The organism is Aerococcus sp. UMB1112A, assembly GCF_030230715.1.
Classification (GTDB): domain Bacteria; phylum Bacillota; class Bacilli; order Lactobacillales; family Aerococcaceae; genus Aerococcus.
In genome coordinates this window covers 53,327-65,937 of sequence record NZ_JASPDS010000006.1, presented here as the reverse complement: position 1 = coordinate 65,937, position 12,611 = coordinate 53,327, and the positions used below count along the sequence as shown (strand labels likewise).

At 45.6% G+C, this 12,611-nt stretch carries 12 protein-coding genes; 2 read left to right on the top strand and 10 right to left on the bottom strand.

The genetic code is table 11. The annotated features are described in order from the left end of the window. Positions 1–2 precede the first annotated feature (2 nt). Together QP860_RS04965 and QP860_RS04960 are read left to right on the top strand one after the other, a co-directional pair. Positions 3–947, top strand: a complete 945-nt coding sequence (locus QP860_RS04965; RefSeq protein WP_070620638.1) for a hexose kinase — start codon at positions 3–5, stop codon at positions 945–947. Positions 948–974: 27 nt separating this feature from the next. Beyond that, a complete protein-coding gene (locus QP860_RS04960; protein ID WP_070620635.1) occupies positions 975–1,739 on the top strand; it encodes a DeoR/GlpR family DNA-binding transcription regulator in 765 nt (254 codons plus the stop codon). A 472-nt stretch (positions 1,740–2,211) separates the two neighbouring features. Here the strand turns inward: QP860_RS04960 and QP860_RS04955 are convergent, their stop codons facing one another. From QP860_RS04955 to QP860_RS04910, 10 genes are all read right to left on the bottom strand, one after another. Continuing rightward, entirely contained in the window at positions 2,212–2,592 is a 381-nt protein-coding gene (locus QP860_RS04955) for a PTS sugar transporter subunit IIA (RefSeq protein ID WP_070620632.1), read from the bottom strand. 26 nt (positions 2,593–2,618) lie between these two features. Then, entirely contained in the window at positions 2,619–3,464 is an 846-nt protein-coding gene (locus tag QP860_RS04950; protein ID WP_070620629.1) for a PTS system mannose/fructose/sorbose family transporter subunit IID, read from the bottom strand. Then, positions 3,451–4,395 (bottom strand): PTS mannose/fructose/sorbose/N-acetylgalactosamine transporter subunit IIC, encoded by a 945-nt coding sequence (locus QP860_RS04945; RefSeq protein ID WP_070620626.1) that lies wholly within the window; start codon positions 4,393–4,395, stop codon positions 3,451–3,453. The genes QP860_RS04950 and QP860_RS04945 overlap by 14 nt, the downstream gene beginning before the upstream one ends. Positions 4,396–4,424: 29 nt before the next feature. Continuing rightward, complete coding sequence (locus QP860_RS04940; protein ID WP_070620623.1) at positions 4,425–4,913, bottom strand: PTS sugar transporter subunit IIB; 489 nt, start codon at positions 4,911–4,913, stop codon at positions 4,425–4,427. Positions 4,914–4,919: 6 nt separating this feature from the next. After that, on the bottom strand, positions 4,920–6,707 hold the full coding sequence (locus QP860_RS04935; RefSeq protein WP_070620621.1) for a glycoside hydrolase family 35 protein: 1,788 nt from the start codon (positions 6,705–6,707) through the stop codon (positions 4,920–4,922). 43 nt (positions 6,708–6,750) lie between these two features. Next, a complete protein-coding gene (locus QP860_RS04930) occupies positions 6,751–7,917 on the bottom strand; it encodes an AgaS family sugar isomerase (protein ID WP_070620618.1) in 1,167 nt (388 codons plus the stop codon). Positions 7,918–7,934: 17 nt separating this feature from the next. Continuing rightward, on the bottom strand, positions 7,935–9,083 hold the full coding sequence (gene nagA / locus QP860_RS04925) for an N-acetylglucosamine-6-phosphate deacetylase (RefSeq protein WP_070620615.1): 1,149 nt from the start codon (positions 9,081–9,083) through the stop codon (positions 7,935–7,937). Positions 9,084–9,244: 161 nt separating this feature from the next. Then, positions 9,245–9,979 carry a GntR family transcriptional regulator gene (locus tag QP860_RS04920; RefSeq protein ID WP_070620612.1) on the bottom strand — a complete coding sequence of 245 codons (735 nt, stop codon included), beginning with the start codon at positions 9,977–9,979 and terminating at the stop codon, positions 9,245–9,247. Between the two features lie 558 nt (positions 9,980–10,537). Further along, a complete protein-coding gene (locus QP860_RS04915; RefSeq protein ID WP_070620609.1) occupies positions 10,538–11,539 on the bottom strand; it encodes an SIS domain-containing protein in 1,002 nt (333 codons plus the stop codon). Positions 11,540–11,548: 9 nt separating this feature from the next. Then, positions 11,549–12,610 carry an SIS domain-containing protein gene (locus QP860_RS04910; protein ID WP_070620606.1) on the bottom strand — a complete coding sequence of 354 codons (1,062 nt, stop codon included), beginning with the start codon at positions 12,608–12,610 and terminating at the stop codon, positions 11,549–11,551. Between the last annotated feature and the right edge of the window lies 1 nt (position 12,611).

Here is a 12,611-nt window from a genome sequence, read left to right as displayed (position 1 = left end):
CCATGATTTTAACTGTGACGATGAATCCTTCGATCGATATTTCTTACCCTATTGACCATCTTGAAATTGATGGGGTGACCCGCTGTCAAGACGTCAGCAAAACGGCTGGTGGTAAGGGCTTGAATGTTGCCCGGGTGATCCACCAACTCGGTGAAGATGTCTTAACCACTGGGATTCTCGGTGGCCACCACGGCGCCTTCATCAAGGACCAGCTCGACCGTGACGGCATCAAGAATGCTTTCTCAACTTGTGCAGGTGAAACCCGAGACTCAATTGCTATCCTACACGAGGGCAAGCAGACCGAAATCCTCGAAAGCGGCCCAACTATCTCTAAAGAAGAAGAGGCAGCCTTCCTCGACCAATTTCAAGGCCTACTAGACCAGGTGGACACCATGACCATCTCAGGTTCCATGGCTAAGGGTCTCTCCCCCGACCTCTATACCGAGCTCATCCGCCGCGCCGCCCAAGCCGGCGTAGCTACTTTACTCGATAGCTCCGGTCAATTCTTAGCTGACGCCATCGCAAGTTCCGACAAGCCCCTCTTGATTAAGCCCAACCACCATGAACTGGGGGACCTCATTGGTGAGACCCTCGACCCTAGCGACCTCGACAGCCTCCACCAAGCACTCTTGAATCCTCGTTTCCAAGGCATTGAATGGATTGTGGTATCCTTAGGTGGTGAGGGCGCCTTCGTCAAGCACCAAGACAAGTTCTACAAGGCGAATATTCCAAGTATTGAAGTCGTTAACCCCGTTGGCTCTGGCGACTCCACGATCGCTGGCCTAGCCATTGCCATCAGCCAGCACAAGTCGCCAGAAGAGGTCATCAAATATGGGATGACGGCTGGAATTTTAAATACTATGGAGAAGAAGACAGGGCATGTAAACCCTGACAACTTCCAAACTATCTATGACCAAATTGAAATTAAAAACTATCCGAACACCTAAAATTCTTTAGGGAAAGGAGCTAGCAAGATGTTAAAAGAGGATCGTTTAAATTATATCGTGGAGGAGGTCAACCACTACGGGCATATCAAGGTAACTGATATCATCGACCAACTCCATGTCTCTGACATGACCATCCGGCGTGACCTCGATGAATTAGAGAAGCGCGGCCAACTGCGCCGGGTCCACGGGGGAGCAGTCAGCCTGAATGATTATCCCAATAAGGAACTCTCCCATCGCGACAAAAAAATCATCAACATTGATCTCAAAAAAGCGGCTGCGCGTGCCGCCCTCCCCTATCTCAAGCCAGGTGAAACCATCTTCTTGGGACCAGGGACAACCATGGAAATCTTTGCTAGCATGATGGACGACATGGACCTGCGCGTGGTGACCAATTGCCTCCCTGTCTTTAAGACCCTCAACGAGAAATCAAAACAGATGAAACTCTACCTAGTGGGCGGCGAAATGCGGAAGATCACTGAATCCTTCCACGGCTCTATCACTAATGCCGCCCTGGCTAGTATCAACTTCCATAAGGCCTTTGTCTCCTGCAATGGCTTGAATAATTCCGATATTATGACCGCCACCTTCGAGGAAGGCAATGCCCAGAAGATCGCTTTGAATAATTCGACCGAACGCTACTTAATTATCGATAGCTCTAAGATCGACAAGCGTGATTTCTATACTTACTACAAGCTTGAAGACATCACTAAGGTCTTCATTGACCACAACGAACCTCTCATCCGACCTCTTGAAGCTAGCACGAAGATCGAGAGTGGCGAAGTGGAACGTTAAACTTTATAATGATTAATAAACTAGCAGCTCGACCTTATCGGCCGAACTGCTAGTTTTTTGTTGGTAATAGTAAAGTATGTTGGTGAGGGTCACCATTCCGCTTGTGAACTTGCTGCTTGTGAACGTTCGAATCTGGGTTCTAATTGGAAGTAGAAAGTAACGAACTTTCAAATGGGAGCCCTAGTCAAAAGTCGCCCGCCCTGAACTTTCAAACAGAGCCCTCATTCGAAAGTAGCTCATTAAAAGATCTATTCAACTCTCTACAATAAAAAACAATCTAGCAAGCTTAAACAGTGCTTTGCTAGATTGTTTTCGTTAGGAATGATGTGTTACCTGCCTTTGCTCATGGCCTTTAGTCGGGTTCGCAAAGGCAGAAAGGAAGTGACTTCAGAAAAGTGGAGCGATCGGCTAAAGCCGCTCTTATCCACTTTTCCTCCAGTCATCCCTTTCTGGACGCCTTTGCTCTCACCCTTTAAAGTCCGAGTTGTTCGTTCACGTTGACTGTATTGGTCTTAGCTTCTTCGAGATAGTTCATATCTGTATCAAGGAGTTGACCGTTGACGAAAGCAATCACCATGGGTAGGTTCATGCCCGCATAAAGTTGAAAGTCTTTGCCTTCCAGTAATTGGCGGGCGGCAACATTGTTAGGTGTCCCCCCGGCTAAGTCGGCGAAGACAACGAAATCATCCAACTGATCGATGAGGTCAGTAAATTTCTTCTCAAAGTCTTCCGCTCCTTCTTCAGGTAGTAGACTGAGCGAATAGATATTTTCTTGTGGTCCCATAATCATTTCGGCACTTTCTTTGATGCCTTGACTGAAGCTCCCATGACTGATTAAAACTAATGCTTTCATTTTAAATTCTCCTTTATTTGCTTAAACTATCCGAGTACACCTAAAGCTGATAAGGCAATCGATAAGATCAATACGATAAAGATAGCCTTAGTTGAAGTAATGTTCTTCTTACCCAGTAACCAGTAGACGAATCCCACAATCAATGCTGGTACCATTTTCGGTAAGATTTGGTCGAGAATATTTTGGAAGTTAACTGTTACACCTGCAACTTCTGGGGCGAAGGCAATTTCTACATTGACCATGGTAGCAATTAACCCCCCCACCATGAAGACCCCCATGAGAGAGGCTGCTTCTGTTAGAGCACTTAGCTGTCCTTGCATTTCATTAACTAAGGAAGATCCTTCCCGGTAGGCATACTTTAATTGTCTCCAGCGGAAGACACAGATCACTAGGCCAGCAGCGACCCATAAGAGAACACCGAATGGATTTCCTTGAGAGGCGAGGTTAGCAGCAATAGCCCCAAAAATCGTTGGTACTAAGGCTGCAAAGAGTGAGTCCCCAATCGCAGCGAAGGGGCCCATTAAACCAGCTTTCAAACCTGCTACGGTATCCAGGCTCTCTGCTCCCTCCTCTTCTTCGATGGCAAGGTCAATCCCTGTAACAATCGTATTGAAGAAGTTTGAGGTGTTGAAGAATTGGGCATGGGTCTTCATGGCTTCCTTCAATTCATCCGTCTTATCACCATAGATCTTGCGCAATTGGGGCAGGATGGTGTAGAGATAACCTGAGCCCTGCATCCGTTCATAGTTCCAGCCCGCTTGGAAAGCGAATAGACTTCTTAAGTTAATTTGTTTAAAATCTTGTTCAGTGAGTTTGTAGCCTGTTTTCTTCTCAGAAGTTTTTACTTGAACTTGTTCCTTAGAGTTCGTCATCGAGAATCTCTCCTTCCTCTACTGGATTGCCTTCAACTGCTGAGTCTGCTGAACCTTCATTAACCGCTCCCGCAGCAGGCGCCTTAGCTAACTTATCCTCTAAGGCTTGGCGTTCGACAGTATTCTTGTAGTGGATAAAGGCTAGGGCAAAACCAATCAGGGATACCCCTAACATTGGCAGTGGAACGAATGTCCCGCTCAATTCTTCAGCGAGTTTGCCTAATTCGCCACTGATCGCAGTAATATTTGAGAAGACAGTTGATAATAAAGCTGTAATCACAAAGCCAAGCGCTAAGTAAGCAATGTTCTTCTTAACAGGGAGGTAACGCAAGAGAATTGCGAAACCTACTGCAGGTAGAACACGTCCAGCTAGGGTTAAGCCATCTGCTAACCAAGCGAGGTTAGTGTTCAGATAGTCCACTGCGGTTTGAACTACGCCACCACCGAAGGCCAGCGCGAGGAAGATTGGAATCATCCGGGATAAGGCCCAAGGTAGGATCCCCATGAGATAGTTGCGTTCAATTCCCTTGTAGTCATGTTTCTCGATTGCAGAGTCGATCCGGTGTGCAAAGTAGGTATTGGCAAAGCGTGCCAAGACGTCCGTTTGAATCATAAGAGCTGCTACAGGCACTGCCAAAGCTGCCACTGCTTGTTCGGGTTCCATGCCGATTGCTACAGAGAAAGCTGTCGCTAGAACAGTCCCGGAGTTGGCATCGATACGTGAAGCTCCCCCGAAGGTCCCTACACCGAGAATGGTTAACTGCATGGCCCCACCGATGATTAGACCCGTCTTCACATCACCCATTACAAGGCCAGTGAATAAACCTGCGAAAACGGCTGACCCGGCTGAGGTCACCAAATGGAGCTCGTCCCAAATTTGATAGCCAGAATACAACGTGAGTAATAAAATTTGCCACCATTGAATAGCCATTATAATCCCTCCTTAAAATTTTTAATTCATTATGACTTAAACTTAGATTCAAGTAGGGGCATGAATTCCTTAGCGGGATCGCTCGGTGCCATTTGGGCGATTAATTTCACCCCATGGTCTGCGATCTTATGGAAATCATCCACATCTTTTTGAACCACATTAATGGAATTACTAATCGAAGTGGTTTCATCTGTTTGGGACATATTGCCCACATTGATCTCTTCGATTGGAACGCCTGCTTCAATCAATTCGAGGAAGATCGCTGGCGTCTTAGCGACAATCAGAACGCGTTGCGACTTGTAACGGTCTTCATTAATTTGTTTGGCTGCTCGGGCCACGGGCAGGACACTGAGGCGGACACCATTAGGGGTTGCGAGGCGCAAACCGGCTTTGTCGATCTTATTCTCCGAAACCACGTCGTCAACAACGATGATCCGTTCGATCGATAACTTAGGGGTCCACAAGTTAGCCACTTGCCCGTGTACCAGGCGGCCATCAATACGACATGCAATAATCATGGCTGATCACTCCTTAATATTAATAAATGTATGTTCTTCTCTTAAATAAATATGGTCTGCTGACCGACCTTCTGTTTCAAAGACCAGGATCTCATTCTTGCCTGCTTGTAAGAAAGCACCTGGGCAGTAGAGGCTACGAATCGGGCCACGCTCCCAGTAGCGGCCGAGATTATGACCGTTGACTAGGACAATCCCCTTGCCAAAGCCGGTCAAATCGAGGAAGGTATCTTCCACTTGGTCTAAGTCTAACTCGAAGCGATAGAAAGCAGCTTGTCCTTCTGACCAGTCCTTGCTGAAATCGATTTGGTCTGCACGGTCAAAGTCGATCAGGTAATGGTCCCAATTGAGCATAAAGTGCAGGTCGGCCATGGCCCCTTGACGGAGTCCTTTTTCCTGGGTGTCAGCTTGTAGCTTGTGCCCATAGTTGACCCGGCCCATGTTCTCAAAGAGAATATCTAATTGGTTCTGGTCTTCACTTAAATCAACTTCAATATCCTCCCCAATTTCCTCTTGGTATTGGGTAGCCACCAAATCTTGGTTGACATAGACATGGGCCCGGTCCCGGCCATCGATGAGGCGGAGGCGCTCTGTCTCAGTATCCTTCTCAAACTGGGTCCGGTAGACCATGTAGCCATAGTACTGGCCAACTTGGTCCATGGATTGAGGGTAGAGGCTCGACTTCTTATCAGAGATGTCCTCTAAGACTTCAAAGAGATTAACTCGATCAGCCAGCTTCAGCTCTTGTTCAGCTAAGCAAGACTTAATCCGAGGTTTAGCTTGACTCAGATCTGGGAACATCTCATGGATAAGTTCCTGGATGGCATAGTACTTGTCAGTCGGATTTCCCTGTTCATCTAGGGGAGCCCCGTAATCATAAGAACTAATTTGGGGCAGGTCCCGCGTCCCTCGGGCAGAACAGCCATTCATGAAGCCGAAGTTAGTTCCCCCGTGGAACATGTAGAGGTTAATACTACCGATTTCTAGTGCTTCTCTAACAGCATCGACCAACTCGGAAGTTTCCCGAGTAACAATGTCGCTTCCCCAGCGGTTAAACCAGCCGTCCCAGAATTCCATACACATAAGAGGACCGACCTGACCAACTTCTTCTTGGTAAGCGCGTAGGGCCGTGAAATTCTTCTTGGCCCGGGAGCCGAAGTTACCTGTCATGAGGATGTTTTCCTCTTCCAAGTCAGTTAAGGTCCCTGCTCTTAGGGTGGCCCGCCAAGCGCCATCTGAGGTGAAGAGGGGGACATCGATGCCGCCTGCTCGAAGCATCCGATAGATCGCCTTGAGATAAGCCTTATCCTCGCCATAGGACCCGTATTCATTCTCAATCTGAACCATGAGAATGGGGCCCCCTTCAGTGATTTGATAGGGCTTAAGCTTGGGGAGGAGGACATCATAATAGTTTTGCACGGCCTGGAGGTAATCGGGGTCAGAGCTCCGCATCCGTTGACATTTCTTAGGCAACCAGCCGGGCAAGCCGCCAAATTCCCACTCGGCACAAATATATGGCGAGGGACGGATAATGACATAGAGGCCTAAAGCTTCGGCCGTCTCGATAAAGGCGCAGACATCTTTGTCCCCTTCAAAATCAAATTCACCTTCTTGGGGCTCATGCCAGTTCCAAGGAATATAAGTCTCTACAGTGTTGAAGCCCAACGCTTTTAGATTATAGAGGGAGTGCTCCCAATCTGCGCGCGGCAGTCGGAAGTAGTGGATAGCCCCTGACAAGATCTTAAAGGGCTGGCCATCGAGGACAAAATCTTCGCCTTGGATGTTGAATGAAGTCATCGGTCAAATCCTTTCCAGTCTTGGTCGCGTCTGTCGTTCAGTCTTAAGCTTGGTAGTCGTGTAAGATTACCCCTTTTACAACCCGGTTCACTGTACCTGTAGGCGATGGGGTATCTGGTTTATTGCCAACTTTAACGGAAGTATGGAGGGAGACGATTTGGGCAAAGATGACGTCAGCTAAAGCCAGGTAGGCATCTGGCAGGTCTTCCCCACTTTGGTAAGTGAAGGCATCCCCTTCATAAGCTGGTTCTGCTGGAGCCCCAATGCCGACCACTGCTTCCGCAATCTGGTCTGCTGCCACTTCCTTCAAGAGGTCGAGGTCATATAGACGTGTATAGGGATGGTTGGATAAGAAGAGGAAGACCAGGGTGTCTTCGTTAACAATGGATTTAGGCCCGTGTCTGAAACCGAGTGAAGATTCGAAGCTAGCTTCAACTTGACCTGCTGTCAATTCCAGGACTTTCAAGTGGGCTTCATGGGCGAGACCGGCTAAGCTGCCAGAGCCTAAGTAAACCACGCGGTCGAAGTCGCCTTCTAAGTACTTAGCGACCTCTTCTTCCCGGTCAATCACCTCACGTCCAATTTGGGCCAGTTTGGCGACATGAGCTTCCTTGTCTTCTAAGCTTTCTTGGCCGAAAACTAGGAGACTAGCTAAAGCCATGCAGGAGTAGGACCCTGTCATAGCGAAGCCCTTGTCATTCGAGCGTTCAGGCATTAAGAGGGAGAAGTTCTTAGGGTCGCCTTGGGCATTCTGTGCGAGTTTTCCTTCAGGGGCACAGGTGATGGTTAATTGGTAGAGGTCATCGATTACGTCTTGAGCCAATTGAACCGTCTTTACAGACTCTGGGCTATTCCCGCTGCGCGCATAGGAAACGAGAAGTGTTGGAAGTTCCTTCTCAAGGTATTGGTAGGGATTGCTGACAATACTGGTTGTCGCAATGGCTTCTACCCGCCATTTCTTGGCGTCCAATTGTTCGCTCACATAAGGAAGAACGGTTTCGCCGACAAAGGCGGAAGTCCCTGCCCCGGTGAAGATGATGCGAATTTGATCATGTTTAGCTTCAATCTTGCCTAAGAAATCAGCTAGAGCTTCCCGGTTTTCTTTGTAGATTGCTAGGGTTTCTTCCCAAAGTTCTGGTTGTTGTTTGACTTCAGGCGCTGTATTGACAGCCCCTAAGCTTTCTAATTTTTCTTGACTTTCTAATAACATTCTATAGCCTCCTCAAATTATTTTTGATAAGCGACTTGTCCGTTGATATAGGTAGCTTGGAGTTCAAGCTGGGGCGTCATGACGATGAAGTCAGCGGCACGCCCGGCCTTGATTGACCCGCAGCGGTCATCAATTCCGACACTGCGGGCAGCTACTGCACTCGCCATATTCAGGGCTTCGTGAACGGTCGTTAATTCCCAGTCAACCAAGTTGCGAACGGCATCCTTGAGTTGGAGGACCGAACCAGCCAAACTACCATTACTTAAGCGGGCAGCCCCTTCTTTCACCTCTACAGGGTACTCTCCCAGCGTGTAATTGCCATCTTCCAAGCCACCTGCTCGCATGCAATCTGTGACTAAGAGGGTGTTATTGACATTGCGGGCATTCAGCAGGGCCTTAATAGCTGCTGGGGTGACGTGGTGACCGTCTGCAATTACTTCGGCATAGGTATTCTGCAGGGTCATGGCAGCACCAACAACGCCAGGTTCCCGGTGGTGGAGCCCACTCATCCCATTAAAGGTATGGACGAATAAACTAGCTCCCTGGTCGACTGCACGTCGGGCCTGGTCATAACTGGCATCGGTATGGCCAATAGCTACCTTGACATCGAGTGCCTTAGCCCGTTCAATGAAGGCTGCCGTTTCAGGATATTCAGGGGCCAAGGCCGCCTTGCGGATTAAATCCTTAGCTGATTTCTGCCATTGGTCAAGCACATCTGGGCTTGGTGCAATGAAGTAGTCTGGATTCTGGGCTCCTTTGTGGGCTTCCACAAAGAAGGGCCCTTCCAGGAAGATGCCCTGGATCTTAGCCCCCTGGTCTTCCTCTGCCACTTCTGCCACTACAGCGCAAGCTCGATCGGTTTCTTCAACAGAAGCCGTCAGCGTTGTCGCTAAGAAACTGGTGACCCCGGTTGCGGGCAAGCCTTGACGGATGGTTTCAACGGCTTCTGGCGTCGCATCCATCACATCTGAGCCATTAAAGCCGTGAATATGCGTATCAACCAGTCCCGGCCCCACCCAGTAGCCAGAATAATCTAAGACATCCTCTACTTCTTCAAGCTCTTCTGAGCTATAAGTAAGGAATTTGCCATCTTCAAGAATTAAGTATCCAGGACCTAAAATTTCATTTTCTAAGAAAAACCGGTCCGCTTTTATAGCTTGTCGCATCGGAGTCATCCTTTCTTTTTTGAACATCCTGACAAGTGGTATTACATGTCATTACCAGTTAATGTAAGCGTATTCTTTTTTGGGCGATTTGTCAAGTCTTTTTAAAGAATTGCTTAATATTTTATTTCTAGAACAGATAGACGATCTCAATAAATATCTCTTTATTGACCTTGGAAGCTTAAATGATAGGAAAATTGGTCAGCCCGTGCGGTTGAAATAGTGAATTCAATAATTTCGTCAGCCAAGTTATAAGAGAGACGCTCAATCTTGAGGCAGGGATTATGGGGGCTCGTCCCAAGCACTTCTGCTTCTAGCTTGGTCATAAGGGCCGCGGTGATCTCCTCATTGGCAACGGAAATTTCCTGGCCATAATTCTGGCGAAAGACCTCATAAAGGGGCTTCTTCTCAAGGAGATCGGCTGTCAAACCTGGGAATACCCGACCAGGTAGATAGCTTCGCTCCACCATCATCGGATCGCCATCCGCTAAGCGTAAGCGGTCGATCCGGTAAACTTTCTCATCTGGTAATAAGCCAAGCTGGCGCCCCAAGAGATAGTTAGCTGGCTCCAAGGCAAAGTCTAAGATCTGAGTCGACGGCTCCTTCCCAATCTTCTTCATCCCCTCAGTAAAGCTATAGCTCTCAGCCAAGTTCTTGCGGTGGGACTGGCGGTCTGCCACAAAAGTTCCTAGGCCGTGCCGCTTGTAGATATAGCCCATATTGAGCAATTCCGTCAAAGCCTGTCGCACCGTCGTCCGACTCACCCCATAAGTTTCGCAGATCTCTCGTTCTGAGAGGATCTTATCACCTGGAGCATACTGGTCAGCAATCAGTTGGATCAAGGCTTCAACCAGCTGAACATATAAGGCTTCGGAAGAATTCTTCCGTAACGCTGTCATAAAATCATCCTTCGTATTATTAAATTCACTGGTTACTTGTATCCACTTGTCATTACCAGTTAAGCTAACTTTAACCCCTTTCATAGGGAAAGTCAATTGGAAATCACATATATCGACCAAATATGAATAATAAAACCATTTTTCATAATAAATAAAATTGATCAAATTATCTTAGTGCATATTGCATTCCGTTTCTGCATTTGTGTGTTGGTTGTGCAAAGAACCAACTCTAGCTAAAGCTCACGATTTATAATTCACTTCAGTTGGAGTCGAAAAGAGGATATTGAAGTGCTTTCTCCAGTTGGAAACATGCAAGTGAACTTGTCTCTATTCCAACTTACTCCAAGTTTTCAGGAATAGGCTCTCTGGCTTGCACCTTGATGCTCACTTGATCATGGCTAGCCATCAACTTCAATACTCTGCTACTGTTCAAAAATAATTAGCACAGATTTTTGGGTTACTAGTCACCCATACTAGAAATTAAAAAAACTTCTAAAGTAATTATCAATCAAGATTTTTACTTTAGAAGGTTTTGAGAAAGTTAAACAAGTAATTAGATTAATAATCCAATTGACGATAATACCGTCTAATCTCTGTAGGGTGACAATTAATTTTTTCAATATGTGCATCAATTCGATGGCATACTTCCATCATAACTAAGTGGGAAATATCTCCTCTAAATTCTTTTGGAATCCCTTCTAAGGGAAACTGAGCAGTATCAATAACTGTATAACGTGCACAAACTTTCGGTAAAAATTTCTCAACACGTTGACTAAGTTCTCGCTGACTATCCTCACCAATAAACAAGGTGACATTAGTATCTCGATCAACAATTTCAAACATCCCATGGAAGAATTCAGCTGAGTGAATCGATTTGGTTCTTAGCCAATGTTGTTCTTCCCAGTAACACATTGCATACGAATAAGTAGCTCCATATTGATTTCCTGCACCTACAAAATAATGAATAGGATCTTCATGATGCTTCTGAGCAAACTCAAGTGCAAAACTGTCGCTCTCCTTAGCCACTTCAACTAAAGCTTGAGCTAGATATTTATCAAGAGCACTATACAAGTCTTCGTATTTATTAAATTCTCCTGCATTATACATTAAACGATCGGCAACCATAAAAAATTTCAATTGTTCATTTTCAGGATACATAATGACATAATCTGCTAAATGCCCGATAGGCGTATCTTCGCCCTTATCTATAAAAGCGAGTACTTTTGCCTGGCAATTCTCTTTTAACTTTTTTAGACTTCGAACCATATCATCCGTAGTACCAGATACCGAGGAGATGATAACTAAGGTCTCATCAGTAATTCGACGATTACCAGTAGTATAGTAAACAGAGGCATTCTCTGCCCAAGTTTCAATCTCAGACCGCTCTTTCATATGGACTTCTGCCTGTAAAGCTGAAGCGTAAGTTCCTCCGATACCCAACCAACAAATATTTCGATAGCCTTGTTCACAAATCGCATCAATAATTTGGTTAATTTGAGGACGAAGTGCTAGTGCGCCTTCAACTGCCTTTAATTTCTGCTCTTCATTAAACTTTATCATGATATCCTCCTATATCTTAGATTTAGTTATTTCATCAAAATCAGGATAAAAAGAAACTGTTAAGTCAATCCCCTTAGCTTGAGACAATTCGTAAGCTAGTAAATGAATTGGAATTGTCAGTAAGAGGGGAGCAAAATACTCACTGCAATTTAATTTAAATTCTAAATCTCTACAGCCCTGACCACTTTGGCCAATGCTTATCTGGTAAGTTCGCTTCATATGCTTATCTAAAAATATCCTCAATTGCTTCATTCTATCGCTCAACTGGCCACATGGATCAATAAGAACAAGGATATCGTTTGGATTCAAGCCCAAATAAGGTCCATGCATATATTCCTCTAGTTCGTGTCCATGGGCAGGCAAATGCAGGGTTTCTGTAAACTTTGTCTCCGCCTCCTTGGCTACACCATACGCTGCTCCATAACCAATAAAGACAAAACGCCGAGCTAATTCAAAATCATTAAAATTTGCTTTGATCCAAGTTTCACTTAAAGCGATCACAGAATCTGCTTGCTTAACCACTTTCGTTAATTCGTCTAGGTAAGAGCTGTAAGTTTTTTTAGAAATTATCTTTTCTTTATAAGCTACTTTTAAGGCAAAGAGATACAAATATAGGATAGTTGCCGTATATCCTGCTGTGACATAAGGCATTTCTTCGATGGGCATATCTAAATGTAAAAGATTACTAGAAATTTTAGCTAGAGGACTCTCTAGGTCAGATGTTAATGTCCATACTTGATGGTTTTCGTGTTGAAGTTGTTCAACTAGGTTAATCACAGAAGAACTGTGGCCGCCTTGCGAAACCGCTATATATATATAATTATCTTGCCATTGATTATCATAGCTAAGTGCTAAAGAGGGTTCACTCACAAAAATAGGTAAGTTAAGGATTTTTGCCATGAAAGGTTTAGCGGCATTAACTGCATTGGCACTGGAACCTGTAGCATAAATAACAATTCCTTTACAAGCCTTTAAACTTAAATCTTGTATTGGATCTAGTAAATGTTTATTATCAAGTAATTTTAAATTAATTTCTTTTTCTTGATGAACATAGTGGTGCATCGATTTCATT

What these genes read in the sequence shown, in the direction of transcription:
- QP860_RS04965 (WP_070620638.1), top strand. Translation starts at nt 3, where the DNA reads ATGATTTTAACTGTGACGATGAATCCTTCGATCGATATTTCTTACCCT.
- QP860_RS04960 (WP_070620635.1), top strand. Translation starts at nt 975, where the DNA reads ATGTTAAAAGAGGATCGTTTAAATTATATCGTGGAGGAGGTCAACCAC.
- QP860_RS04955 (WP_070620632.1), bottom strand. Translation starts at nt 2,592, where the DNA reads ATGAAAGCATTAGTTTTAATCAGTCATGGGAGCTTCAGTCAAGGCATC.
- QP860_RS04950 (WP_070620629.1), bottom strand. Translation starts at nt 3,464, where the DNA reads ATGACGAACTCTAAGGAACAAGTTCAAGTAAAAACTTCTGAGAAGAAA.
- QP860_RS04945 (WP_070620626.1), bottom strand. Translation starts at nt 4,395, where the DNA reads ATGGCTATTCAATGGTGGCAAATTTTATTACTCACGTTGTATTCTGGC.
- QP860_RS04940 (WP_070620623.1), bottom strand. Translation starts at nt 4,913, where the DNA reads ATGATTATTGCATGTCGTATTGATGGCCGCCTGGTACACGGGCAAGTG.
- QP860_RS04935 (WP_070620621.1), bottom strand. Translation starts at nt 6,707, where the DNA reads ATGACTTCATTCAACATCCAAGGCGAAGATTTTGTCCTCGATGGCCAG.
- QP860_RS04930 (WP_070620618.1), bottom strand. Translation starts at nt 7,917, where the DNA reads ATGTTATTAGAAAGTCAAGAAAAATTAGAAAGCTTAGGGGCTGTCAAT.
- nagA (WP_070620615.1), bottom strand. Translation starts at nt 9,083, where the DNA reads ATGCGACAAGCTATAAAAGCGGACCGGTTTTTCTTAGAAAATGAAATT.
- QP860_RS04920 (WP_070620612.1), bottom strand. Translation starts at nt 9,979, where the DNA reads ATGACAGCGTTACGGAAGAATTCTTCCGAAGCCTTATATGTTCAGCTG.
- QP860_RS04915 (WP_070620609.1), bottom strand. Translation starts at nt 11,539, where the DNA reads ATGATAAAGTTTAATGAAGAGCAGAAATTAAAGGCAGTTGAAGGCGCA.
- QP860_RS04910 (WP_070620606.1), bottom strand. Translation starts at nt 12,610, where the DNA reads ATGAAATCGATGCACCACTATGTTCATCAAGAAAAAGAAATTAATTTA.